Source organism: Treponema sp. R6D11 (assembly GCF_054786075.1).
The window spans coordinates 1-415 of record NZ_BDHD01000786.1; the positions used below are offsets into that span (position 1 = coordinate 1).

Sequence of the window (415 nt, forward strand, 5' to 3'; positions counted from 1 at the left end):
AAATATAATAATTATTTCTAGGAACAAATATGACGGCGTAATAAATCTATATTCTGGAAAAGACGACAAAGAATTCGCGCACAACCTTTTCTCGCTCTTTAGAAAGTGCGACGACCTAGGAGCCGAAAAAATCTATATCGACCCTCCAGAAACAGAGACTGGCATAGCCAAAGGCATCCACACCCGCATAAACAAAGCCATATCCAGCTACAGCGAAGTTATAATTTCGAAACATAATGGCGAGGATATATCAACTTTCATAAAAGACAAAATCATGGGAGAAGTCCTGATAGCTAAACTTGGAAGAGACGTTGTCGGCGTATTAGAATACCTCGAAAATGAATTTGAAATCGAAATTTTAAACATCGTTGTCGCAAACAAACGGCAAAAAATCGGCACGCAACTTATAAATATC

1 protein-coding gene is annotated in these 415 nt (G+C 38.1%); it reads left to right on the forward strand.

All coding sequences use genetic code 11. The features are described 5' to 3' along the window. Window positions 1-415, forward strand: a 415-nt coding sequence (locus tag ACYVTD_RS16090) for a Sua5 family C-terminal domain-containing protein (RefSeq protein WP_461248691.1), incomplete at both ends; no start/stop codon positions are given.